This window comes from Faecalicoccus acidiformans, assembly GCF_014202635.1.
GTDB lineage: Bacteria > Bacillota_I > Bacilli_A > Erysipelotrichales > Erysipelotrichaceae > Faecalicoccus > Faecalicoccus acidiformans.
The window spans coordinates 38,723-61,189 of sequence record NZ_JACHHD010000014.1 but is presented as its reverse complement, the minus strand read 5'-3'; the positions used below and the strand labels follow the sequence as shown (position 1 = coordinate 61,189).

The window sequence follows — 22,467 nt, the reverse complement described above, 5'->3', positions numbered from 1 at the left end:
GTTTTTCGTATACCCAATTTTAAGGAATCAACGATAAACAAACATTTATTGAAAATCAGCTATTTTTTCTTGACAGATTCATAGCTGGTCTCCTTATAAAGATGAACTTTACTAATAGATTCTTTTTTTCCTATGATAAGTTTGTTTTCTACCTGAATGACAAACAAATCATCCACATCTAATAGTATGACATTATCGTCTTCTGAAAAGACAACATTGTTAAAACTATTTTCGAAAAGTACATTTTGATTAGATATATTATTAAAAGAATCTTTTTTCAAATATCTTTGTAAAGCACTCCAACTACCAACATCATCCCAATCCAAATCTGCAGGTATGACATAAAGTTTATTACATTTTTCCATAATTGCATAATCTATAGAAATGGCCTCACAATTAGAATACTTTGCAGCTAAAACAGAATCATAATCCGCATCATGAAAATTAGGTAAGTCTACCAATGCTTTATATATATTATGAGAATGCAAATCAAATTGAGTTAACATGTACTCAATCTTGAAAATAAACATCCCTGCATTCCATAAATACTTTCCATCGTTAATATATTGTTTTGCCTTTTCCAAATCTGGCTTTTCCACAAATTGTATTACTTCATAAATAAAGTTTTGATTATCTATTGGATTTGAATAATTAATATATCCATATCCTGTTTCAGGCCTACTTGGCTTAATACCTAAGGTTATAATGCCTTCTCCTTGTTCATCAAGATACTTGTTTGCTTTTTGCAAAACTTCTAAAAACTCTTGCTGTTTTTTTATAACATGGTCTGAAGGAACGACAATTAAGTTAGCGTTTTTGTATATATTATTTATAAAAACGGAAGATAACATTATACAAGGTGCTGTATTTTTTCCTTCTGGTTCTATAATAATATTTTCTTTCGGCAAGTTTGGTAACTGTTCAAAACACAATTGTTTATAGTTTTCTCCTACACAAACAAAAATTCTATTCATTGGAATCAAAGGTAATAAACGATCTACAGTCATCTGTAACATAGTTCTATTGCCTAAAAGATTTAAAAACTGTTTTGGTTTTTCTTCGGTAGATGCGGGCCAAAATCTTGTACCCTTTCCTCCTGCCATGATCAAAGCACATAACATTGTTATCAAAATCCTTCCCATTTAAAATGATTGTTCATGATAAAGCAGTTAAAATGCGCCATTACATCTTAACTGCTCTATAAATCATCAACTATCTATTTTTCAGAATTGTCTATACCAGTAACTGAATCCGCTGATTCCCCATTCATTACTGCCTCAATTTTTTCTTTAGCTGTTTGAACAGTGCTCTCATCCGGAATCATAACGTATGCGGCATCACCTAGTTCCGCACACATTTCTGTTGATCCCGTACCATCTAATGAATACTGTACAAATTTCCAATCTGGAGAACTGCTTAATTGATATTGAATCAATTGTTGAATCTCTGCTGTACTCATATTTGTTTCAAAAGCACCGCTTAAGGCATTCATCAAGGAAGCAAAGTTAGTCAGAATTGCAGGTGATGTGGCCTTATCTACAATTCCCATAATTACTTGCTGCTGGTTTTTAACACGTTGACGGTCACCTTCTTCATAAGCATAACGTTCACGTGCATACGCTAGAGCCAGTTCTCCATCCAAGTGATTTACGCCTTCTGTAACTCCACGGCCATTTCCGTGCAACAAATTCGGTACGGCATAACCTGGTTCAACTGTGACATCGATTCCACCTAAGGCATCTACAATATCTACTAAGCTAGAGAAGTTGACTCGGAAATTATAGTTGATTTCAATTCCTAACAAGTTCTCTAAAGTAGCCTGTGTAGTTTCGACACCATGTACTCCTGTATGAGTCAGTTTATCTAAAGCACCAACCTGGCATCCTAAAGCCGGATCACATTCTGTAGTAACATAATAGTCACGTGGAATACTTGTCAGTAAAATCACACCTGTTTCAGGGTTTACAGTGACAATCATATTGACATCTGATCTAGATACAGTACTTAAATCACCGTAGGTATCGTTTCCGCTAATCAAAATATTAAATGCATGTGATGTGATATCATCAACGGATTTGGCCGTGTTCTCTACACGATCTGTATAATAAACGGTTTCGTGTAAGACGCGTGTCTTTGAACTAAAATCTGCATAATCTTCCATTTCTTCAACTGTGCCGCGATATGTTTCATTTAATACTACGGCTTCTACATCACCATCATATAAAGCTTTCACTTCAGCTTGAACGCTATCATATTTTTCATTCTCTACTTCAACACCTTCAGAGCTGATATCATCTAAGCTTTGTTCAGTACCATAAGTATCAATAGACTTTAATGTACCAATCTTTTCTCCGGCAATATCCTTTAATTCTTCGTATTTACTATCATCCAAAACAATTAAAGATACCGTGTTTTTAATATCGCCCTCACTTGTTGTGATATTGTTCAAAAGAGAATTAGCCTGGAACATGTAAAATCCGCCCAGCGCAAATACCACAGTAACGACAACGGTCAGAATGGAGAATAAGATTCTCGATACAATTTTTTTCGCACTGAAAATCAACAATAAACCTAGAATGGCATCAATCAAAATAAAGATGACAATCACCATGACTGTAAGCATGGGCGTCAATACATTCATGGAGTAGATTTCAAAAACTGTAAAGAAAGAAATCAAAACCAAAAGAATAGTTAAAATGATTGAAAAAATTCTGTATCCCTTATTCACTGGTTTTTTACGGCTGACTTTTTTCATACATAAACCTCATTTCTGTTTCCATCTTTATCATTAAATCATAATGCAAAGTTTAAGGCAAACTTAAAAGGTGTGACAAACAATGCCACACCTGTGTTTAAATACTTAGTTTAAAGCGCCTTTAGCTTCTTCACAAATCTTGGCAAAACCTTGTTCGTCATGGATAGCCATTTCAGACAACATCTTACGGTTGATCTGGATATTTGCTAATTTCAAACCATGCATCAAACGAGAATAAGATAAGTCATGCATACGAGCAGCTGCGTTGATACGAGTGATCCACAGCTTACGCATGTTTCCTTTTAACTTACGACGGTCATTGTATGCATATTTGAATGAATGCATTACCTGCTCATTAGCAGTTTTATATAATGTGTGTTTTGAACCAAAGTATCCCTTAGCCAGTTTTAAGACTCTTTTTCTTCTAGCGCGTGATACAGTTCCACCTTTAACTCTTGCCATACTTTATTCCTCCCTTATTTCACTAACATTTCTTTGATACGTTTGTAGTCAGTTGGATGTACCGTAGATGGTTTTGCCAAATGACGACGCTGTTTCTTAGTCTTTCCATGGAAACGGTGAGAAGTGTAAGCATGGCTTCTCTTTAATTTCCCTGAACCAGTTTTCTTAACACGTTTTGCCAAACCTCTGTGGCTCTTCATTTTAGGCATAGTCTATTCCTCCTTATTTTTTCTTAGGTGCAAGCACCGTTGACATCGTATTTCCTTCTAATGAAGGCTTTTTCTCAACTGTCGCAATGTCACTCATCTTTTCCAGGAACTGATTCATAATCTCTTTTCCCACTTCCTGACGAGAAATCATTCGACCACGGAATCGCATATCAATTTTGACCTTCATTCCAGCATTAATCCACTTCTGAGCATGTTTCAGCTTCGTTTCAAAATCATGCGTATCGATAATAGGCGACAGACGCAAAGCTTTAATTTCCACAACATGTTGTTTGCGTTTTGCTTCCTTAGCTTTCTTCTGTTGCTCAAAATGATAACGTCCATAATCCAGGATCTTGCATACTGCTGGTCTTGCCTTAGGGGCAACACACAACAAGTCTAAATTCTGACTATATGCTTTCTCCAACGCATCCCTTTTTGACATAACACCCAATTGATCACCATTTGCATCAATAACTAAAACTTCTTTGAAGGGGATCTTTTCGTTAAACAAATCCGTATTAACGTTGTTTGGGGCCACTTTCCGATTATTGATATTCGACACCTACCTTTTCTCTATAAAAAAATGGGCACACAAAGTACCCATTTAAAAAGACAAATTCATAACGAACTGGCTCTTGACCTATGCATCCAAATGCATCAGGTGAGAAGGGGTACTTCACTCTTTCCATTTCTTTGCCTATACATGATATCAAACCTTTTTCTGAAAGTAAAGGATTATTTATTGTAATTATAACAATTACAAGATTGAAAAATCTAAACCAAATCTGAATACAAGTCCTTGTTATAGATTCCCTGTTCAATCAAGTTTCTAAAACTATCCATCACAGCCGGTTTGTCTTCTTTATAAGTAACACCAAACCATTTATCATGCGTTTCCAGCACTTTGACAGTGCATTCATTCTCTTCCAACAAATGCCCAATCAATGTAGGAAGTAAATACTCTGCTTTTAATGGATTAGTCACTACATCTTTTTTAAAAAATTCAATAAAGTTTTTTTCTAAAACTTCTATAAAGGCCGGAGACTGTCCTTCTTTAGCCGGAAAGCCCCAAAAATTCATAGAAACATAAGAGTTCGGATCCAATTCCATCCCATCAGCTTCTACCTTGTTTCCATCCACTTTTACAATATTAGAAGTTTCTACTACATCCACGATATGCGTATGTCCCTCTTGCACTTTACATACACCACGAGTCACACCACCATTGTCTGATAATGTGTTTTTTAAAATAAAGCCCGCCATCGCATAGGCATTATCTTCATGGTCTAATACCAACCAATCATGTAATTGTCGAAAAGCCTCTTTGCCATAATAATCATCCGCATTGATGACCGCAAACGGTTCATGAAGAAATTCTTTGGCCGCTAATACCGCCTGCCCTGTTCCCCACGGTTTTGTTCTTCCATTTGGAACCACAAATCCTTCTGGCACATTGTTCAGATCCTGAAACGCATATTCGATAGATACATTTTGTTTTTGTGCCATGGCCTCGATACGATTTCCAATCCGTTCTCTAAAGTCATCCTCAATATCTTTTCGAATCACAAAAACGATTTTATTAAATCCTGCCTGAATAGCATCATGGATCGAATAATCCATAATGATCTCATCTTGAAGCCCTACGGGTTCCAGTTGTTTGATTCCTCCGCCAAATCGACTTCCTATTCCAGCAGCCATAATCACAAGCGTCGTATTTCTCATAAAATCCATTCCTTTCAAAATACTCTTACACACATTAAAAAAGCAGATACTACTGCCTTTTTGATTCTATCACGTTCCATTATAAAAATCATTAGAAATCATGCGATAAAACAGGATACAACCGCCATTATCCGTTTTCTTTCAACCACAAAAAAAGCCTACAAGCATTTCACTTATAGGCTATCTTTCATCATGGTGGACCCCTGGGGATTCGAACCCCAGACCCACTGATTAAGAGTCAGTTGCTCTGCCAGCTGAGCTAGGGGTCCATGACTAAGCTTAGTTATATTAGCACAATTACAAACAAAGTGCAACCAAGATTTAAAAACAGAATTGATCAAAAATACATTTTTTTGCGTTCTCTTTCTTAAGACGATCCAATAGAAATAAAAGGAAGCTGTTTACTTCCTCTTATACTCAATATGGTGATAATGGACGCCTTCTTCTGTAATGTCCGTTAAGATCGTCTTTGTATAATCCTCTTGGTCGAATTTTGGAAAAAAAGCATCGGCATCATAATCCTGGTCGATCTCCGTCAAGAGCAGACGATAAGCACAAGGCAAGAACTCCTTATAGATCATGGCTCCGCCAATCACAAAGATCTCTTCCTCTGTATCCTGATATGCTTCAATAAACGCATCCGGCGAATCAAAGATCTCCACTTCTTTGGGCAAGTCCGGATGGCTTCTCGAAATCACGATATGATGACGATGGGGCAGCAGGCCCGGCAAGGATTCAAATGTCTTCCGCCCCATGATAATGGTATGTCCCTTGGTCTGTTCTCGAAAAAATTTCATATCTTGCGGCAAATGCCAAAGAAGCTTGTTATCCTTTCCCAATTCGTTGTTTTTGCCAATAGCGGCTATCATCGTCAATTTCATCTGATTCTCCTATTGTGCTAATGGGAATTGGATCTTTCCCATATGTTGATAGTTTAGTAATTTGATATCTTTCAATTCCTTGGAATGATCAAAGTCATAAAAATCACGGATTTCCGGATTGAGCCATAACGTAGGGGCCGGAAGGCTTCCGTTTGTATGATAGCGTTCCAGCTGTTCCTTGATTCCATCCACCTGATTCACATAGATATGTGCATCTTTGATCGACCAGTTGATCGTTCCTGGTTTTAGATCCGTAACCTGAGCCAGCATCATCAATAAAACAGCATACTGCGTCACATTAAAAGGAAGACCCAAAGGGACATCGCAGCTTCTTTGATGGACCCACAGATTGAGCTTTCCATTTGTAACATCCCATTCACTCGACCAGACACAGCTTGGCAAGACGGCAGACTCTAAATAATCATCTTGCCAAAGAGAAATTACTCTTCTTCTGTCATTGACATCATTTTTTAAAGAATCGATCAGTTTATCCATCAATCCCATCTTTTTAACGATATAACCATAAGCGGTCCCGATCGTATGGGCAAAAGAAGGATCAAAATGCTTTAAGACCTTCCCTGTCTTTTCATCACACCAGTCTCCCGCTTCATTGATCTCCCATAGATCCCATATGTGTACATTTCTTTCCTGAAGCCAGCGTACATCATTCGATTGCGCCTGATAGATCCACAACATCTCCAAAACAGCTTGACGAATAAAAAGCTGTTTGGTTGTCAGAATCGGAAATTCTTCTTCCAAGTTCAACTCAAAGTGAGCAGCCGGGATCTTGATCGTATCCACTCCCGTTCGGTTGGAGACTCTCGTTCCTTCCTCTAAGATCTTCTGACACAGCTCACAATAAATTGTATCCCATTGAGACATATGCATACCTCCTATAAAAGATTTTCATTCAAATAATTTCCGATGGCACTTTCATCATTCGTGTAAGGACTGATCACATCACAAATGGCCTTGACATCATCGGTCGCATTTTGAACACAGACACCGATGCCCGCCGTGGACAACATCGGTATGTCATTGGTCGCATTGCCAAAAGCCAAGATATGCTCCATCGCAACACCATAGTGCTGACATAGCTTTTTAAGTCCATAGCCCTTATTGATTCTAGGATCCGAAAATTCAAAACGGTTGGGATCCACTAAAAATCCCATACAATCCGGATCTTTAAAAGTGATCATTTTTTCTAGTACCTCCGGCATCCTGTTGGACTCAGCATAAAGCGTAACCTTATTAAAAGACTCCGTTAGGATCAAAGATTCCACATCTGCCAAGACCTCAGTCTCTAAAAAAGAATCTGCCTGATTTCTGGTACGCTGCGTAGACTTGGATACATAACGAACATCCCCTTGATAAAACTGCAGAATGCAGTTGACATCTTGAAAATGATGAAAGATCCGTTGCAGAACATCACCCTTTAATTTATGATATTCTTCTATTTTCTGCGTTTGCGCATCGTATAACGTTCCCCCGTTCATCCCCAGAATAAAACTGGTTGAATCCTCAATTTTCCATTCTCTCAGCTTTTTTCGTGTAGATTCAACAGGGTGCCCGGAAATGACACCAAACAAGATCCCCTTGTCTTTTAACTGCTCAATGGCCCTGCGATCCGTTACTGAGATTTGTTTTTCTTCATTCAACAAAGTCTCATCCAGATCACAAACCACAAGCGTAATCATTGACTCCATTATTCCATAGCGCCTAAGAAAGCTTTATACCCCTTATACGCTTCATAGACATCCGCTTTAGAAGTCACCTCAAACGGTGAATGCATATTCAGTACCGGTACACCAAAGTCCACAACCTGCATTCCATAGTTGGCTAAGATATAGGAGATCGTTCCTCCGCCACCCAAGTCCACTTTTCCCAGTTCCACACATTGTACCTGGACTTTCTCTTTTTCCATGATCCGGCGAAGTTTTGCCAGATACTCTGCATTCGCATCATTGCTGCCAGATTTTCCTCTGGATCCGACATATTTTAAGATTGCCACACCAGCACCCAAATAAGCCTGATTATTTGGGGAACTTGCTTCCGGATAATTTGGATCATGCCCTGCCGTTACATCGCTGGACAACATACAAGAATTCATCAGAGCTCGACGCAACGTTCTCTCTTCCGTTTCTTGCATCGCATACAAAACTTCACGAACAAAGTTTTCAAAGAATTGCGAATGCATACCGGTAGCGCCCTGCGAGCCCACTTCCTCTTTATCCACCAACAAAGTCACACTGGTTCTTTCAACATTTTCACAATCCAGCTGGGCCATCAGCGAAGTATAGGCACAAACACGATCATCTTGTCCATAGCCAATGACCATGCTTTCATCCAGACCACAGCTTCGGGCAGCATCGGCCGGAACAAGCTCCAATTCCGCACTAAAGAAATCTTCTTCTGTAAATCCGTAACGCTTTTCTAAGATCTGTAAACAATTCTTTTTGATCGATTCTTTTTCTTCATTCTGTAAGGGAATATTTCCAAAAGTTAAATTTAAGTTTTCTCCCGGAATCACCTTTTCCGCATTCTCTTTCATACGCTCTTGCGACAGATGGATCAAAAGATCACTGACCACAAACACCGGTTCTCCAGGTTTGGTTCCGATCGAGATTTCCAAAGTCGTTCCATCCTTTAAACAAACCACGCCCAAAAGCGCCAAAGGAACTGTGACCCACTGGTACTTTTTGATTCCCCCGTAATAGTGCAGATCCAGCATAGCCAGATTTCCGTCTTCATAAAGGGGATTGGGTTTGACATCCAGACGCGGCGAATCAATATGCGCCCCCAGAATATTCATTCCCTGTTCGAGCGGTTTTGTTCCAATGTTCATCAAGACAAGCGATTTATTCATCTGATTCATATACACCTTGTCCCCAGGCTTCAAGGTTTTCTGTTGACAGATAACATCCTTAAGATCCTGATAGCCCTTCTGCTTAGCCAAGGCAAGTGCATCTTGGACAAAAAGACGCTCCGTCTTCGCTTTTGTGATCCAGTTCATATAGTCTTCATTGAAAGAAAAGACTTTTTGGACCTGTTCTTGATCATATTGGATCCATGCGTTTTTCATAACATACCTCCTATTTTTTGAAACAATCTCTTGGAAAGTTCGATTTTTTCTTCTAATGTATTTTCAAACAAGATCAAAGAACCCCCATGCTCATTCAAGAGTTCCTTTTCCTTTAACAATTCCTGCAGATGCATCGCTGTGCCCAGATTTCCATCAACCAAAGAGACAGAAGCCGGAAGAATCGACTGAAGCTGTTCTTTGAAAAACACAAAATGGGTACAGCCCAAAACGATACTGTTTAGTGAATCCATCGGCCCCTGTTCAATATAGCCTTGTAAAACTTTCTGGATCGTTTCTTTCTGATCCAGCCGATCCTCTTCCACAAGTTGAACCAGTTTAGGGCAAGCAACCTTGACAATCCGATGTTCCTGATCAAAGCGCTCCATCAAATGCGCAAACTTTTCTTCAACCAATGTAAAGTGCGTGGCCCAGACAGCAACCGTCTGATTTTCACCTAAAGAACAAGCTACTTTTAAGGCCGGCTCCATGCCGATGATATCCACCGGATACCGCTCTCTTAATAGCGGAACACAGGCACTGGTTGCCGTATTGCAGGCGATCACGATAGCCTTGCAGCCTCTTTCCATCAGATGATCACAGATTTCTATGCAACGCTTTGTGATCTCGCTTTTCGTCTTCGTTCCATACGGATTGTATTTAGAATCTCCAAAATAGATCAGATCCTCTTTAGGCATCAGGTTCTGGATCGTATGCAAGACACTGATACCGCCCAAGCCCGAATCGAAGACACCGATGGGATTTTCTTTAAACAAATTCATTTCTTTCATCGATATAGATTATACCACAGCTGTTCTATAGACAAAACGCTAATACAATCGAGAGCTTTCAACAAGCATTTTGAAACAAGATATGATAGATTGGTAATATGGAAACAATTGCGATAGGACTCTTATTGCCGTTTTTAGGAACTCTGCTAGGTTCAGCCATGGTCTTTTTCTTTAAACACCAGATGCATAAACGGCTTGAAAAATTATTATTAGGGTTTGCCTCCGGTGTCATGATAGCGGCATCGATCTGGTCTTTGATCGTTCCTTCCTTAGAAATGGCAAAGACCCAATCGGTCATCGCCTGGATTCCGGCAGCCGTCGGCTTTTTAGGCGGAATCTTCTTTTTATTGCTTTTAGATACCCTGATCCCTCACCTGCATTTGAACACCGATCAGCCCGAAGGTTTGCCCTCTTCTCTCAAAAACTCCACCAAGATGGTCTTGGCCATCACCTTGCACAACATCCCCGAAGGGATGGCAGTCGGGGTGGTCTTTGCGGGCATGCTTTCGCAAGAAGGCATCGTCACGCTGGCCGGAGCATTTGCGTTGTCTATTGGGATCATGATTCAAAACTTCCCGGAAGGAGCGATTGTCTCTTTACCATTAAAAACCCAAGGATGTTCCCGCCTGCGCGCTTTTGCGTATGGAACACTTTCGGGCATCGTGGAACCTTTAGGGGCCTTGTTGACGATGCGGCTGACAGCGGTCCTGACGCCGATTCTTCCCTATCTTTTATCCTTTGCGGCCGGAGCCATGATCTATGTCGTTGTCGAAGAACTGATCCCGGAGGCCCAAAGCGGTCAACATTCGAACATTTCCACAATCGGGGTCGGAATTGGCTTTGTGTTGATGATGATCTTGGATGTTGCCTTAGGATAAGCCAAAAGAAAAGAGCTCATCTTAATCGATCCCTTTCTAACCTTCTTTATTGTTTGCTTAGCGGGTCTTGATGAACTCTTTTCTTTTTCTGTTCCATAAGACCTTTTTTCTTCACCCTTTCCTCTAGGATGTCTTCTTTGTTTTTTTGATTTGCCTTCTTTGGTCTTATGGCTTTCTATCTAACTTAGATCTTCTCTAAGTTATCATCCCTTTGTTCGTTTACAGTATATCATAATATTTTTCAAAGGTTGGCTTCTGTGGAAAAAGCGGAAAGATATTTGGAAAAAATCGTCTATTGTCAAGATCTTCTTTCTATGTTATAACATGAACAACTGGTTTCTTGCTCTCCCAGTATAATAATAGGCAATGGATAACTTTTTTCTTTTATCGTGCTTTGTCTATGATCGGGCAAGGCACTTTTTTTATAGAAAGGAAAAGAAAGTTATGTCTCAAAAAATCATCATCGATTGTGATCCGGGGATTGACGATAGTCTGGCCATCCTCTTTTCTCTATTATCTTCCAAGATCGAAGTTTTAGGCATCACAATTGTGGCCGGCAATTCACCCGTAGAGATGGGTTTTGAAAACGCAAAAAAGATATTAGCTCATATTCATCGTCTAGATATCCCTGTCTATTGCGGAGCTTCTCAACCGCTAAAAAAAGAATTTGTCAATGCCCTCGATACCCATGGAAGCGACGGTTTAGGAGAAAGTTTTTTAGAGCCGATCCCCGACTACTTTCAAGAAGAAAGTGCTCTTTCTTTTCTATCACGAACCCTCAAAAAAGAAAAATGCTCGGTGATTGCGATTGGCCCTTTAACAAATCTTGCCCAGCTGATCCAACAAGATTTGGAGGCCTTTCGATCCATTGATCAGCTCATTTCCATGGGCGGCAGCTACAAAGCCCAAGGCAACTGTTCACCGGTTGCCGAATACAATTACTGGGAAGATCCCGAAGCCGCCAGGCTTGTCTTTGAGACTTGTGATCAAACCAATCGAATTCTTCATATGGTCGGCTTGGATGTCACCCGCAAAATCGTTCTGACTCCTGAAATACTAGCCTACATCACAGAATTAGATCCAAAAGAAGGAGATTTCATCGAAAAGATCACAAAGTTTTATTTTGAGTTCCATCTCAAACAAGAAAATCTGATCGGATGCGTCATCAACGATCCTTTGGCGATTGCTTATTTATTGAAACCCGATCTCTGTGAAGGATTTTTATCGTATGTCCAAATAGAGACAGATGGGCTGTGTCGCGGTCAAAGTGTGGTCGATGCCTATGATTTTTATCGCCACAAACCCAATGCCTATATCTTAACAAAAGTGAATGTTTTAGGATTCTTTGAACTCTTTCTTTCGACGATCCTAAACAAAAAAACGGAAGAACTACTGCGTTTACCGGCACTTCTCAAGGAGGATTCCCATGACTAAATTTCGCCCTTTTTCTATCTGCATGGTTGCACTGGCGATCGTGATCAATATCGTAGGAGCCAATATTGCCTTATGGCTACATCTTCCCCTCTATTTCGACAGCATCGGCACTTTCTTAACTGCCAGTTTATGCGGCCCGGTCTACGGAATGTTGCCCAATCTTCTCAGCGGATTGATCCTTGGAATGACAAGCGACATCTATGCTTTGTACTATGCTCCTGTTGGTATTTTATTGGGTCTGATCACTGGTCTGATCTTTGAAAAAAAGCCGCGCATGAACTTATTCTTATTTGCTCTTCTTGTTTCTTTGCCGACCTCGCTTGTCAGCGCCTGCATCACGGCTTTTCTTTTTGGAGGATTGACTTCTTCAGGAATGACGATTTTCGTACAGATCCTCGCCAAGACACCTTTAGGACTGATGCTGAGTTGTTTTATTGTACAGGGGATCACCGATTATGCCGACCGCTTGCTGGGGCTATGGATCACTCAACGCGTGACAGAACGTTTGCCATCCTCTTTCAAAAACCGTCTGCTTTAAGCACAAAAAAAGAATCCAATCTCCGAACCTTTCGCTTTTTCATTATTGTTTTTTCCAAGGTTCATCTTTGGATTCCTTTTTACCATAGCTTTTTCGATCTGCTTTTTTTCTTCTTTTATTTTCCTTTTTTTTCAGATCACCATGGATTTTCTATCAAACTTAGACCATCTCTAAGTTATCAACCCTTTGTTCACTTGTATCATAACACAAGATCTCACTTATACAAGCCATCTGGATTGTTCGGTCATGATACTGGCTTTTTTGGTTTTAATAGTTTGTGATTGGCTTTCTTTCTGCCTTTAAATTATGTTTTTTCTGCGAACGACGCGCCAATTCTTCCTGCACTTCGGAAAGTGTGACCCCTTTTTCCACCATCAAGACAAAGAGATGATAAAAAAGATCGCCCAGTTCATTGATGAGATCTTCATTCTTTTGGGATAAGGCCGCGATGATAACTTCTGTGTTTTCTTCCCCGACCTTTTTCAAGATCTTCTCCAGCCCTTTTTCATAAAGATAGCTGGTATAGCTTCCTTCTTCCGGATGTTCTTTACGCTCTAGTACTGTCTGGTAGAGCTGTTCAAATTCATTCATAGGATCTCCTTTCCCTGGATCGTGCGATAAAAACAAGAATGTTTTCCCGTATGGCAGGCGGCCCCTTCTTGTCGGACCTTGATCAAAAGCGTATCCTGATCACAATCCACCAAGATCTGACTTACGTGCTGGACGTGTCCGCTGGTTTCTCCTTTGACCCAGAGTTCATTTCGGGAACGAGACCAATATGTCGCCAACCCGGTCTCGATTGTTTTTTCCAGGCTTTCTTCATTCATATACGCCAACATTAAGACCTCATTGGTCTTTTCTTCTTGAACGATACAAGGAATTAAGCCTCCTTGTTTTAAAAAATCAAGTTTGATCATAAACGCACCGGGATCCCTTTCTGTTTTAAATACATCTTCACATCTTGTACGCGCAATTCTCCATAATGGAAAAGGCTGGCGGCAAGGGCTGCATCCGCACAATCTTTTTCAAAGACTTGGGCAAAATGGTCTAAGGAGCCGCAACCGCCCGAAGCGATGATAGGCACATTGACCACCTGGCGGACCGCCTCCAACATCTCCAGATCATAGCCTTGTTTCACCCCATCGGTATCCATCGATGTCAACAGGATTTCGCCAGCTCCCAGTTCTACTCCTTTTTGGACCCATTCTAACAGATCCATTCCGGTATCGATACGGCCACCGTGGATCACGACATTCCAGCCGGAGCCATCGTCGCGTTTTTTGGCATCAACCGCTAAAACAATACATTGATTTCCAAAGATCTGGGCTCCCTGGGCAATCAGATCGGGATCTTTGACGGCCGCCGAATTTAAACTGACTTTATCGGCTCCCGCCCGAAGCATCCGTTTGATATCTTCAATGGAGCGAAGTCCGCCGCCGACCGTAAAAGGCATATAGATCTCAGAGGCCACCTCCTGGACAACCTGGACCATCGTATCTCTTTGTTCATGCGTTGCCGTGATATCCAAAAAGACAAGTTCATCGGCTCCTTGTTCATAATACTCTTTGGCTAATGTGACTGGATCGCCCACTTCTTTGAGTCCGACAAAATTGATTCCTTTGACAACCTTGCCATCTTTGACATCTAAACAAGGAATGATTCGTTTGGTCAACATGAAGCTCGCTTCCCTTCTTGTATTGCCTCTTTGAGATCCAGTGTATGTGCATACATGGCCTTGCCGGTAATAGCACCATACACACCCAATTCTCTTAAAGCTTTGATATGACTTAGATCTTTGATGCCTCCGGAGGCAATGATCTGGATCGATACGGTTTCTTTGAGCTTTTTCAACATTTCTAAGTTGGGGCCTTCTAACGTGCCGTCTTTGGAGATGTCCGTAAAGATGATCGTCTGTACGCCGATTTCTTCCATTTCTTTCGCAAAATCCAAATAATCGATCGTACTCGTAGAAAGCCAGCCGGATCCGCAGACCTTTCCTTCTTTACAATCGATCCCAACCGCAATTTGATTGGAATACTGCTGAACGGCCTCTTTTAACAGATCCGGATCCGATAAGGCCACCGTTCCTAAGATCACGCGTGCTATTCCGGCTTCCAGATACATTTGAATATCTTTCAAAGTGCGTATGCCGCCCCCGACTTCGACAGGAATCGGGATCTCTTGGGCCACCTGACAGATCAGTTTGGCATTTTCTTTATTGCCCGATTTTGCCCCATCCAGATCGACCATATGAAGAAACTGGGCCCCTTCTTGTACAAAAGTCTTGGCGATCTCGAGCACACTTTGGCCAACCACTTCTTTTTGCCCATAGTCTCCCTGGTAAAGGCGTACGGGTTTTCCGTCAATGATATCAATGGCAGGTAGTATCAACATTTAAAATTCCTCCAAAAAGTAACGTAAGATCTCCAGTCCGTCTTTGCCGCTCTTTTCCGGATGAAATTGACATCCCATCCAATTATCTTTGATCACGAGGCCTGGAATTTTCATCCTTCCATACTCAGAAACTCCGACAAGATCCTGGGGATCCATGTCTTTGGCATAGTAAGAATGCACATAATAGACATAGACTTGCGAAGAACAATGGTTCCAAATCGGATGATCCTGATTTTTCTCCAAGGCATTCCAGCCAATATGCGGGATCCGCACATTTGGATCTTCGATAAATCGAATATGACCTTTCAAGAACCCGAATCCCTGATGGATCCCTTTTTCTTCACTCGTTTCATAAAACGACTGCATCCCTAAACAAATGCCCAATAAAGGTTTTTTCCATGTTTTGATAAAATTATGAAGTCCAGATGCCTGGATATTTTCCATCATATCGCCAAAAGCTCCAACCCCGGGCAAGATCAATTTATCACAGACTGCCAAAGCGTTAGGATCCGAACTCGTGATCGTTTCAAAACCTAATTTTTTGACGGCATTCTGGACACTGTACAGATTGCCCATGCCATAGTCGATGATCCCGATCATCCTTCGATCCTTCCTTTACTGGAAGGCAAGATATCCGATGTGATGGCGAAGGCTTGTTTCAAGGCGCGTGCAAACGCTTTAAAGATCGCTTCGATCTTGTGATGATCATTTTCGCCATAAGGAACATGGATATGCAAACTCAAACCGCTGGCCACCGCAAAAGCATAAAAGAATTCTTTGGTCATCTCTACACTGTAGTTGCCAATGGTCTCCCGCTTGAATGTCGCATCAAAGACTAGATACGGACGCCCGCTGATATCCAAGATCACATCGGCCAGCGCTTCATCCATGACAAGGCGAAAAGAGCCGTACCGTTCAATTCCTTTTTTATCGCCTAAAGCTTCCTTGAATGCAGCTCCTAAAGCGATGCCGCAGTCTTCAATCGTGTGGTGATCACAAACTTCCAGATCTCCTGCAGCACGCAAGCGAATATCCATCTGGGAATGAAACGCCAAAAGATCTAACATATGATCAAAAAATCCGATACCTGTCTCAATTTCGGCTCTTCCTTTTCCATCCAGATCGATCGAGCACGAGATCTTGGTTTCCTTTGTCGTTCTGTCACAAATTCCTGTTCTCATTGTTCCTCCTTATCAAAAGATATTAAAACATCTTTGACGATCTGATTTTCTTCTGGGGTCCCTATTGTTACCCGGCAATAATCTTTCCCTTTGTATTCACGAATCGTTAATCCATTCTCTTTAAAAGCTTGGGTCAGTGCCTGGATCGCCGGTGTCTGAATCAATATAAAGTTAGCCTGGGAAGGCTTGATCCGGCAGCGTTGCAGCGATAACATGGCAAACCGATCTCTTTCCTTTTTTATATTTTCGATCTGTTCATCGAATAAATCCGCATGCTTCAATACAATAGCGCCGATCTTGGCGGAAATCGAATTGACTGCATAAGGGACATGCAGCGGCCGCAAGGCATCCATATTGGCTTGGCTCGACAGTAAAAAACCGATTCGAACACCAGCCAATCCATAAGCCTTCGAGAGTGTTCTTGTCACATAGAGATGATCACAGCGATCTAACAATGACAGGGCCGACCCTTGAGCAAACTCAATATAAGCCTCATCGACCACAACTGGACAAGAAGCCGCATCACAGATTCTTTGGATCTCTGCCAGGTCCAAAAAATTACCGGTTGGATTATTCGGATTGCTGAACAAGACCATGTCCGGATCTTGATCTTGCATAAAATGAATAAAATCATCGACATCCATTTTTGAAAAAGGATCCACGGGATATTTTATAATACCGGCATCATAGCTGGAGGCGTAATAATCATACATGCCAAAGTCCAAAGAAAGCGTCAGCAGATTCTTGCCTTTGCCTAAGAATGTTCCAATCAAAAATCCCAAGTGCTGATCGGAACCATTTCCTGCCAGGATTTGACTGGCCGGAATATGAACGATTTGACTGTAGGCTTCACAAAGTTCCTGATAACTATCTTCTGGATAGCGATTGAACGCAATCGTATCCAAAGCATCTTTGATCTCTTGACGAATCGAATCAGGAAGATTCCATGGATTCTCATTGGCATTCAACAAGATCCCGCTTTGTGAATGGGTTTCATATACAAATTGACTCATCGGCATTCCTCCTTGCGAACCGATACCGCACGGGCATGCGCTTCGAGATCTTCCTGGCGAGCCATGACTTCAATCTGATCCGCAAAGTGGCATAAGGCTTCTTTGGAATAGTGCAAAAAGCTGCTCTTTTTAATAAAAGCATCTACGCCTAAGGCACTGGAAAAACGCGCTGTACCGGAAGTGGGTAAAACATGATTGGTTCCGCCAAAGTAGTCGCCAATCGACTCACAAGTGTAATACCCCATAAAGACAGAACCGGCATTGGTTACTTTCTCTAAGAGTTTTTCTGGATCTTTGACCATCAATTCCAAGTGTTCCGGTGCAATCGCATTAGACAGCTCTACACATTCTTCCAGTGAGTCGCAAAGCACGCTTTTTCCGTAATCACGCAAGGATGCCTTGACGATTTCCTGTTTAGGCAAGCGGACACTTTGTATGGCCAGCTCTTCATTGACAGACTCTAACATGCTTTCGCTGGTCGTAACCAAGATGGCACTGGCCATCGGGTCATGTTCAGCCTGGCTTAAAAGATCGGCCGCCACAAAAGATGGATTTGCTTCTTCATCGGCAATCACCAGAATCTCACTGGGGCCTGCAATCATATCGATATCGACCGTACCGAATACCAACTTTTTGGCCGCTGCCACAAAGATGTTGCCGGGTCCCACAATCTTATCCACCCTGGGGATCTGCCGGGTCCCATAAGCCAATGCTGCGATCGCTTGCGCCCCTCCAATTTTATAGATCTCATCCACGCCGGCAATCTGGGCTGCTGCCGCAATATTGGGATGGATCTTGCCTTGCGGATTCGGCGGTGTGACCATCACGATCTTGCGTACGCCGGCAATCTTGGCAGGAATCGTATTCATCAAAACAGAACTTGGGTATTGTGCTCTTCCGCCTGGCACATAGATCCCTATGCTCTGTAAAGGAAGAACGCGCTGTCCCAAATAGACTCCATCTTCTTTTTGAAGACAATACCCTTGTTGAAGCTGTGCCCGATGAAAGAATTCAATATTCTCTTTGGCTTTTTTCAATGCTTGGATAAATTCAGGATCGCAAGACTGTATAGCCTCTTTGACTTCTTCTGCACTGACCTTAAAAGTATCCATCTCGATTCCATCGAATTGTTTTGTATAGGCTTTGCACGCCTGGTCTTTCTGCTTGCGAACATCTTCTAAGATCTTTGAAACCTTGAATAAAACATCGGACGAAATCTCCTGATGCCGGCTGGCGACAAAATTTGCCAGCTGCTCTTTATCCTTCGAATCCATTCTTGTGAGCATCTTCCTTCACCACACTTTCCAGATCACGGACCACTGCCATGATTTCATTTCTTTTTAACTTAAAACTTGCTTTATTGACGATGACACGGGCGCTGATTTCGCACACTTCTTCTAAAATGACCAAACCATTTTCTTTGAGCGTTGTCCCTGTTTCCACGATATCAACGATGCCGTCTGCCAAACCGAGGATGGGAGCCAATTCCACAGACCCATCGATCTTGATCACTTCTACATCGATCCCGCGGCTCAAAAAATATTCGCGAGCGACTTGGGGATATTTGGTGCCGATCTTGACATGTCCGACTTTTTGAAACACATCTTGATCGGGTAATGAAGCAACACAGAATTTACACTTTCCGAATTCCAGATCGAGCAATTCATAATTTTGATTTCCTCTTTCCATCAGTGTATCTTTCCCCACAACACCAATATCTGCTACCCCATGATTGACATAAGTGATCACATCGTTGGATTTGACTAAAAAATAACGGATATCCTTCTTGGTATCTTCAAACACCAGCGCTCTACCTTTATCTTTCAGATTTTCTGTTCCGTAGCCCATTCTTTCCAGCATGGCCACGGTCTTCTTCTCTAAACGACCTTTGGTCAAGGCAATACTCAAACTCATAGCGAGACCTCCTCGATTCGAATCTCTTTGGATTCAGAAGGAATCAATGATACTTCATGATCTTGTCGCAAGATCTGTGCTTTTTGGTACGCTTCCAGTTGTTTGTTTGGCGGATAATATAACCGCAAGACTTTTTTTGAAGGAGCCTTCAAAGATTCAAGAAGATAATCCAGCTTTACACTAAACCCGCAGGCAGGAAGATCTCTTCCAAATTTTTTCAACAAAGAATCATAACGCCCGCCGCTTAACACACTGACTCCGACACCTTGAACAAATCCTTCAAACAAGATTCCCGTATAGTAGTCTAGATGCGGAACCTTCCCAAAATCAAAGCTGATATGATCCATATAACCTAATGTTTGAAGATTATCGTAGAGTTTCTGTAACTCACGCACGATTTTTTGAAGCTTGGGATCAAAACTGATGCGCCAGGCTTCTTCAAAGACTTCTGCTTCCCCATTCAACAAAGGAAGCTTTTCAAAAAACAAACAGATTTCCGGATCCAAATCCATTGAATCTAATAACGCTTTTAAATCCACCAGACTTTTTTGATCGATTTTCTGAGCCAGTTCTTCTCGTTTGTCTTCCGGGATCTTGGCACATTGACAAGCGACCTTGAAAAAGGAGCTGTTTCCAATTTCCAGTGTATAGTGATCCATCTCAAAAGCTGCCATAGTATCCAGAGCACATGCGATGACTTCCAGATCGCTTTGCTCATCCAAGCCAATCAATTCCACACCGCAATCGGTCACTTCACTGCGCCGGCCGGCAAAGCTTTCGCGAACTTTAAAGACGTTGGAACAATAGCGGAAACGATAAGGCGGCAATGCGTCTTTATACTTGGAAGCACAAATTCGGGCAATGGGAACGGTCATATCCATTCGCAATGCCAGAATCTGGCTTTGTGCATCAAAAAACTTATACATCTGTTCCACTTGCAGGTTTGAAAATGCCTTCTGATAAGTATCCAGGAATTCGATCGTAGGAGCGATCACTTCTTGATAGCCGTAAGCACAAAAAACATTTTCAACGCGCTCTTTGAGCGCTTCTTTTTTCTGGACTTCATCCTTGATCAGATCTCGCATGCCCAAGGGTGTATGGATCTGCATCTTGCCATCCCTCCTATACAAAAAAAACGTCCTGATAAGGACGTATTCAACGTGGTTCCACCTTACTTCATCCTGATCTCGCGATCAAGACCTCTTCAAGTACTGACATACTCTAACACGATAACGGGTGTACCCGATCCAGACTACTGCGATTTCGTCCGAGTGCTCCGGGATGTGTTCAAATAAGACCGCTCTTTCTTTTCACCAAACAGAAAGTCTCTTTGAAACGGGAACTTATCTTACTCTTTCCCATCGTTGCATCTGTCTTAAGCATAAGCAATGTGTGGCTAAATGTCAACATAAATGTAAATTAATTTCATAAATGTAAATTATTTTCATTTTGATTTAAGGTCGCCAACAATTCATTTTGAATCGTGATCGGGCTTTGATTTTTCAATATTGAGAAACACGGCAAGATATAGTTTTCAATCAGATGATGAGAGTTGAAAAGATCTAATGTCTGATCGATCGACAAATGTTGGATTTGAGCAATCCATCCAAGACAGAGAAGAATAAAGCGAATTTCATCCATAGGTTTCATGAGGTCCACCTCCTAATGGTAGGATAGACCTCATTTTGCCATTATTTATGTCATTTTTTATAAAAGATGTATTCTTCCAAACACCAGTTCTGATCCGCCATCTCTTGAGCAGCTTCCTTGCCTACATAGCGAAGATGCCAACTTTCTGGAGCAATCAAAGTATAATCTTGTTTATCATCGGGATATCGTAAAATAAAACCATAATCTGCCAAATGTTCTAAAAGCCAATCATACTGAGGATGGCTGCGGACCGCATCCAAATCACTGAGATCATTATCCATACGAATATCAACGCTCAGTCCGGTCTGATGCTCACTGCTTCCTGGTCTTGTCCAATAGGCATCGGCATAGTCTTGTCCATAATTGACTACCCCGTTGTTATAGAGTCCTTCCTGATAAGAATAACTGCGATAGGCAGAACAAGCATTCAAGATAAAACCTTGTTGGGCGCTGGCTTGGACAAGTTCTTCAAATGCGGCCGCTGCCTTCTGGCGCATCATAACCGTCCCGTTTTCGCCGCTGCTGGAAACGGGAACCAAATCCGCAGGCTCATAATCCGATGGCAAAGAATAATATTTATTGACCAGCTGAAGATCCGAATCCAGATCCTGAACCTCTTGAAGATTTGAATATGGTTCTTGATCTAAGTTCATCGCTACTCGTTTGATGACTTCCTCTTCGGATAATTCCGGGTGCGCATCGGCATAGGCTTTTTCTCTGTCGCTGAATTCAATCTTTTTTGTTTCTTCTTGAGCAACTTTTTCTTGTTCAGACGGCGCCTTCTCTTCTGGTTTTGTGAGCTGGATGACCAGCTGGCTGAGCAGAACACACAAGACCAAAAAGAGAATCCCGATCATTGTGATGAGCACTTTTCCAAAAACGGTCAGCTTTCTTTTGGATTTTGCCATCGTTAGTCACTCTTTCTTAAATATGTATAATCCGGATCCTGGATGCAGACAAAACTTCCCGAGCTTGTCTTTCCCCAATAGCTCTGCGAAGCCCCTTCTTGCACACTCTGGATCACTACTGATTCATCTTTCTTTAAAGACCCGACCCGATCTGCATCATAGTCTGGCCCTTTTCGCAAAACCATATTATAATTGGCCACATATGTTCCCGGATCAAAAGGAACGGAATCTTCCCATGGGTCTTCCTGATCCCATAAATCGTCTTCTTGCGCTTTTTCTTCGGCATCCTGTCGGGCTTCCCGCTCTTCCTGAAGGCTTTCCCAAGCTTGATCATTTTCTTCCATCAAGTCTTGGATCTGATCGTCTTTCTGATCCATCTGCTGCGAATATTGCAGACCAAAGAGCACGGCAAACCCGATCCCTAAAACGATCAGTCCACCCAGAACGATCGCAACGATCATTGGTGTTTTAGAGTGATTGGGCCGTGGAGCATCCGATGGCTGTTTCTCCATTTTTAAAACAACATCTTCCTCTTCCTTTGGCGGATGAAAAGCCGGCGGTGTATCATGGAGCGGTTTTCCGCAATGTACACAAACCTTGGCACTCTCAGGATTTTCTTTTTGACAATTTTGACACAACATAATCAAACCTACGCTTT

General features: G+C 41.7%; 27 protein-coding genes, 1 tRNA gene and 1 other annotated feature. Of the genes, 3 read left to right on the top strand and 25 right to left on the bottom strand.

The window, feature by feature from the left end:
- Positions 1-59 precede the first annotated feature (59 nt).
- The 12 genes from HNQ43_RS07280 to murI all read right to left on the bottom strand — a co-directional run bounded on the left by HNQ43_RS07280 (position 60) and on the right by murI (position 9,899).
- Positions 60-1,103, bottom strand: coding sequence for a mannose-1-phosphate guanylyltransferase (locus HNQ43_RS07280; protein WP_221248031.1), 1,044 nt, complete (start codon positions 1,101-1,103; stop codon positions 60-62).
- 113 nt (positions 1,104-1,216) lie between these two features.
- The gene (locus HNQ43_RS07275) at positions 1,217-2,755 is read right to left on the bottom strand and encodes an LCP family protein (protein ID WP_183376336.1); all 1,539 of its coding nucleotides are present in this window, start codon (positions 2,753-2,755) and stop codon (positions 1,217-1,219) included.
- A 105-nt stretch (positions 2,756-2,860) separates the two neighbouring features.
- Complete coding sequence (rplT, locus tag HNQ43_RS07270; protein ID WP_183376334.1) at positions 2,861-3,217, bottom strand: 50S ribosomal protein L20; 357 nt, start codon at positions 3,215-3,217, stop codon at positions 2,861-2,863.
- Positions 3,218-3,231: 14 nt separating this feature from the next.
- Complete coding sequence (rpmI, locus tag HNQ43_RS07265) at positions 3,232-3,426, bottom strand: 50S ribosomal protein L35 (RefSeq protein WP_183376332.1); 195 nt, start codon at positions 3,424-3,426, stop codon at positions 3,232-3,234.
- A 13-nt stretch (positions 3,427-3,439) separates the two neighbouring features.
- Entirely contained in the window at positions 3,440-3,988 is a 549-nt protein-coding gene (gene infC, locus HNQ43_RS07260) for a translation initiation factor IF-3 (protein ID WP_183376330.1), read from the bottom strand.
- Positions 3,989-4,200: 212 nt separating this feature from the next.
- A complete protein-coding gene (locus HNQ43_RS07255; RefSeq protein ID WP_183376328.1) occupies positions 4,201-5,148 on the bottom strand; it encodes a sugar phosphate nucleotidyltransferase in 948 nt (315 codons plus the stop codon).
- 193 nt (positions 5,149-5,341) lie between these two features.
- Positions 5,342-5,417, bottom strand: a tRNA-Lys gene (locus HNQ43_RS07250).
- 132 nt (positions 5,418-5,549) lie between these two features.
- Positions 5,550-6,029 (bottom strand): dihydrofolate reductase, encoded by a 480-nt coding sequence (locus HNQ43_RS07245; RefSeq protein WP_183376326.1) that lies wholly within the window; start codon positions 6,027-6,029, stop codon positions 5,550-5,552.
- Positions 6,030-6,038: 9 nt separating this feature from the next.
- Entirely contained in the window at positions 6,039-6,911 is an 873-nt protein-coding gene (gene thyA, locus HNQ43_RS07240) for a thymidylate synthase (RefSeq protein ID WP_183376324.1), read from the bottom strand.
- An 11-nt stretch (positions 6,912-6,922) separates the two neighbouring features.
- On the bottom strand, positions 6,923-7,735 hold the full coding sequence (locus HNQ43_RS07235) for a Cof-type HAD-IIB family hydrolase (RefSeq protein ID WP_183376322.1): 813 nt from the start codon (positions 7,733-7,735) through the stop codon (positions 6,923-6,925).
- The gene (locus HNQ43_RS07230; protein ID WP_183376320.1) at positions 7,735-9,111 is read right to left on the bottom strand and encodes an aminopeptidase; all 1,377 of its coding nucleotides are present in this window, start codon (positions 9,109-9,111) and stop codon (positions 7,735-7,737) included. The genes HNQ43_RS07235 and HNQ43_RS07230 overlap by 1 nt, the downstream gene beginning before the upstream one ends.
- A complete protein-coding gene (murI, locus tag HNQ43_RS07225; protein WP_244957056.1) occupies positions 9,108-9,899 on the bottom strand; it encodes a glutamate racemase in 792 nt (263 codons plus the stop codon). The genes HNQ43_RS07230 and murI overlap by 4 nt, the downstream gene beginning before the upstream one ends.
- Before the next feature lie 98 nt (positions 9,900-9,997).
- Between murI and HNQ43_RS07220 the strand changes: the two genes are divergently transcribed.
- The 3 genes from HNQ43_RS07220 to HNQ43_RS07210 all read left to right on the top strand — a co-directional run bounded on the left by HNQ43_RS07220 (position 9,998) and on the right by HNQ43_RS07210 (position 12,749).
- Positions 9,998-10,777, top strand: coding sequence for a ZIP family metal transporter (locus HNQ43_RS07220; protein WP_183376318.1), 780 nt, complete (start codon positions 9,998-10,000; stop codon positions 10,775-10,777).
- A gap of 444 nt (positions 10,778-11,221) precedes the next feature.
- Positions 11,222-12,211: a nucleoside hydrolase gene (locus tag HNQ43_RS07215; RefSeq protein WP_183376316.1), complete on the top strand. Its 990-nt coding sequence runs from the start codon at positions 11,222-11,224 to the stop codon at positions 12,209-12,211.
- The gene (locus HNQ43_RS07210; RefSeq protein ID WP_183376314.1) at positions 12,204-12,749 is read left to right on the top strand and encodes an ECF transporter S component; all 546 of its coding nucleotides are present in this window, start codon (positions 12,204-12,206) and stop codon (positions 12,747-12,749) included. The genes HNQ43_RS07215 and HNQ43_RS07210 overlap by 8 nt, the downstream gene beginning before the upstream one ends.
- 267 nt (positions 12,750-13,016) lie before the next feature.
- Here HNQ43_RS07210 and hisE read toward each other — a convergent pair whose 3' ends face one another.
- The 13 genes from hisE to HNQ43_RS07145 all read right to left on the bottom strand — a co-directional run bounded on the left by hisE (position 13,017) and on the right by HNQ43_RS07145 (position 22,450).
- A complete protein-coding gene (gene hisE / locus HNQ43_RS07205) occupies positions 13,017-13,340 on the bottom strand; it encodes a phosphoribosyl-ATP diphosphatase (protein ID WP_183376312.1) in 324 nt (107 codons plus the stop codon).
- A complete protein-coding gene (gene hisI / locus HNQ43_RS07200; RefSeq protein ID WP_183376310.1) occupies positions 13,337-13,666 on the bottom strand; it encodes a phosphoribosyl-AMP cyclohydrolase in 330 nt (109 codons plus the stop codon). Before hisI ends, hisE begins: the two co-directional genes overlap by 4 nt.
- Positions 13,663-14,424, bottom strand: coding sequence for an imidazole glycerol phosphate synthase subunit HisF (gene hisF / locus HNQ43_RS07195; protein WP_183376308.1), 762 nt, complete (start codon positions 14,422-14,424; stop codon positions 13,663-13,665). The genes hisI and hisF overlap by 4 nt, the downstream gene beginning before the upstream one ends.
- Positions 14,418-15,143: a 1-(5-phosphoribosyl)-5-[(5-phosphoribosylamino)methylideneamino]imidazole-4-carboxamide isomerase gene (gene hisA / locus HNQ43_RS07190; protein WP_183376306.1), complete on the bottom strand. Its 726-nt coding sequence runs from the start codon at positions 15,141-15,143 to the stop codon at positions 14,418-14,420. Before hisA ends, hisF begins: the two co-directional genes overlap by 7 nt.
- A complete protein-coding gene (gene hisH / locus HNQ43_RS07185) occupies positions 15,144-15,743 on the bottom strand; it encodes an imidazole glycerol phosphate synthase subunit HisH (protein WP_183376304.1) in 600 nt (199 codons plus the stop codon).
- Positions 15,740-16,324 (bottom strand): imidazoleglycerol-phosphate dehydratase HisB, encoded by a 585-nt coding sequence (hisB, locus tag HNQ43_RS07180; RefSeq protein WP_183376302.1) that lies wholly within the window; start codon positions 16,322-16,324, stop codon positions 15,740-15,742. Before hisB ends, hisH begins: the two co-directional genes overlap by 4 nt.
- Positions 16,321-17,337, bottom strand: a complete 1,017-nt coding sequence (gene hisC / locus HNQ43_RS07175) for a histidinol-phosphate transaminase (RefSeq protein WP_183376300.1) — start codon at positions 17,335-17,337, stop codon at positions 16,321-16,323. Before hisC ends, hisB begins: the two co-directional genes overlap by 4 nt.
- Positions 17,334-18,623, bottom strand: coding sequence for a histidinol dehydrogenase (gene hisD, locus HNQ43_RS07170; RefSeq protein WP_183376298.1), 1,290 nt, complete (start codon positions 18,621-18,623; stop codon positions 17,334-17,336). The genes hisC and hisD overlap by 4 nt, the downstream gene beginning before the upstream one ends.
- A complete protein-coding gene (hisG, locus tag HNQ43_RS07165; RefSeq protein WP_183376296.1) occupies positions 18,595-19,251 on the bottom strand; it encodes an ATP phosphoribosyltransferase in 657 nt (218 codons plus the stop codon). Before hisG ends, hisD begins: the two co-directional genes overlap by 29 nt.
- Complete coding sequence (gene hisZ, locus HNQ43_RS07160; protein ID WP_183376294.1) at positions 19,248-20,360, bottom strand: ATP phosphoribosyltransferase regulatory subunit; 1,113 nt, start codon at positions 20,358-20,360, stop codon at positions 19,248-19,250. The genes hisG and hisZ overlap by 4 nt, the downstream gene beginning before the upstream one ends.
- A 33-nt stretch (positions 20,361-20,393) precedes the next feature.
- Positions 20,394-20,625: a binding site (T-box leader), on the bottom strand.
- A 51-nt stretch (positions 20,626-20,676) separates the two neighbouring features.
- Positions 20,677-20,901, bottom strand: coding sequence for a DUF3791 domain-containing protein (locus tag HNQ43_RS07155; protein ID WP_183376292.1), 225 nt, complete (start codon positions 20,899-20,901; stop codon positions 20,677-20,679).
- Positions 20,902-20,951: 50 nt separating this feature from the next.
- Positions 20,952-21,809 carry a M15 family metallopeptidase gene (locus tag HNQ43_RS07150; protein ID WP_183376291.1) on the bottom strand — a complete coding sequence of 286 codons (858 nt, stop codon included), beginning with the start codon at positions 21,807-21,809 and terminating at the stop codon, positions 20,952-20,954.
- A gap of 2 nt (positions 21,810-21,811) precedes the next feature.
- Positions 21,812-22,450, bottom strand: a complete 639-nt coding sequence (locus HNQ43_RS07145; RefSeq protein WP_183376289.1) for a zinc-ribbon domain-containing protein — start codon at positions 22,448-22,450, stop codon at positions 21,812-21,814.
- Between the last annotated feature and the right edge of the window lie 17 nt (positions 22,451-22,467).

What these genes read in the sequence shown, in the direction of transcription:
- hisC (WP_183376300.1), bottom strand. Translation starts at nt 17,337, where the DNA reads ATGAGTCAATTTGTATATGAAACCCATTCACAAAGCGGGATCTTGTTG.
- HNQ43_RS07210 (WP_183376314.1), top strand. Translation starts at nt 12,204, where the DNA reads ATGACTAAATTTCGCCCTTTTTCTATCTGCATGGTTGCACTGGCGATC.
- hisE (WP_183376312.1), bottom strand. Translation starts at nt 13,340, where the DNA reads ATGAATGAATTTGAACAGCTCTACCAGACAGTACTAGAGCGTAAAGAA.
- hisH (WP_183376304.1), bottom strand. Translation starts at nt 15,743, where the DNA reads ATGATCGGGATCATCGACTATGGCATGGGCAATCTGTACAGTGTCCAG.
- HNQ43_RS07245 (WP_183376326.1), bottom strand. Translation starts at nt 6,029, where the DNA reads ATGAAATTGACGATGATAGCCGCTATTGGCAAAAACAACGAATTGGGA.
- hisZ (WP_183376294.1), bottom strand. Translation starts at nt 20,360, where the DNA reads ATGCAGATCCATACACCCTTGGGCATGCGAGATCTGATCAAGGATGAA.
- HNQ43_RS07215 (WP_183376316.1), top strand. Translation starts at nt 11,222, where the DNA reads ATGTCTCAAAAAATCATCATCGATTGTGATCCGGGGATTGACGATAGT.
- rpmI (WP_183376332.1), bottom strand. Translation starts at nt 3,426, where the DNA reads ATGCCTAAAATGAAGAGCCACAGAGGTTTGGCAAAACGTGTTAAGAAA.
- hisG (WP_183376296.1), bottom strand. Translation starts at nt 19,251, where the DNA reads ATGAGTTTGAGTATTGCCTTGACCAAAGGTCGTTTAGAGAAGAAGACC.
- HNQ43_RS07255 (WP_183376328.1), bottom strand. Translation starts at nt 5,148, where the DNA reads ATGAGAAATACGACGCTTGTGATTATGGCTGCTGGAATAGGAAGTCGA.
- thyA (WP_183376324.1), bottom strand. Translation starts at nt 6,911, where the DNA reads ATGTCTCAATGGGATACAATTTATTGTGAGCTGTGTCAGAAGATCTTA.
- HNQ43_RS07275 (WP_183376336.1), bottom strand. Translation starts at nt 2,755, where the DNA reads ATGAAAAAAGTCAGCCGTAAAAAACCAGTGAATAAGGGATACAGAATT.
- HNQ43_RS07145 (WP_183376289.1), bottom strand. Translation starts at nt 22,450, where the DNA reads ATGTTGTGTCAAAATTGTCAAAAAGAAAATCCTGAGAGTGCCAAGGTT.
- HNQ43_RS07220 (WP_183376318.1), top strand. Translation starts at nt 9,998, where the DNA reads ATGGAAACAATTGCGATAGGACTCTTATTGCCGTTTTTAGGAACTCTG.
- hisF (WP_183376308.1), bottom strand. Translation starts at nt 14,424, where the DNA reads ATGTTGACCAAACGAATCATTCCTTGTTTAGATGTCAAAGATGGCAAG.
- hisI (WP_183376310.1), bottom strand. Translation starts at nt 13,666, where the DNA reads ATGATCAAACTTGATTTTTTAAAACAAGGAGGCTTAATTCCTTGTATC.
- hisD (WP_183376298.1), bottom strand. Translation starts at nt 18,623, where the DNA reads ATGCTCACAAGAATGGATTCGAAGGATAAAGAGCAGCTGGCAAATTTT.
- HNQ43_RS07155 (WP_183376292.1), bottom strand. Translation starts at nt 20,901, where the DNA reads ATGAAACCTATGGATGAAATTCGCTTTATTCTTCTCTGTCTTGGATGG.
- HNQ43_RS07235 (WP_183376322.1), bottom strand. Translation starts at nt 7,735, where the DNA reads ATGGAGTCAATGATTACGCTTGTGGTTTGTGATCTGGATGAGACTTTG.
- hisA (WP_183376306.1), bottom strand. Translation starts at nt 15,143, where the DNA reads ATGTTGATACTACCTGCCATTGATATCATTGACGGAAAACCCGTACGC.
- hisB (WP_183376302.1), bottom strand. Translation starts at nt 16,324, where the DNA reads ATGAGAACAGGAATTTGTGACAGAACGACAAAGGAAACCAAGATCTCG.
- murI (WP_244957056.1), bottom strand. Translation starts at nt 9,899, where the DNA reads ATGAAAGAAATGAATTTGTTTAAAGAAAATCCCATCGGTGTCTTCGAT.
- HNQ43_RS07150 (WP_183376291.1), bottom strand. Translation starts at nt 21,809, where the DNA reads ATGGCAAAATCCAAAAGAAAGCTGACCGTTTTTGGAAAAGTGCTCATC.
- HNQ43_RS07230 (WP_183376320.1), bottom strand. Translation starts at nt 9,111, where the DNA reads ATGAAAAACGCATGGATCCAATATGATCAAGAACAGGTCCAAAAAGTC.
- HNQ43_RS07280 (WP_221248031.1), bottom strand. Translation starts at nt 1,103, where the DNA reads ATGGCAGGAGGAAAGGGTACAAGATTTTGGCCCGCATCTACCGAAGAA.
- rplT (WP_183376334.1), bottom strand. Translation starts at nt 3,217, where the DNA reads ATGGCAAGAGTTAAAGGTGGAACTGTATCACGCGCTAGAAGAAAAAGA.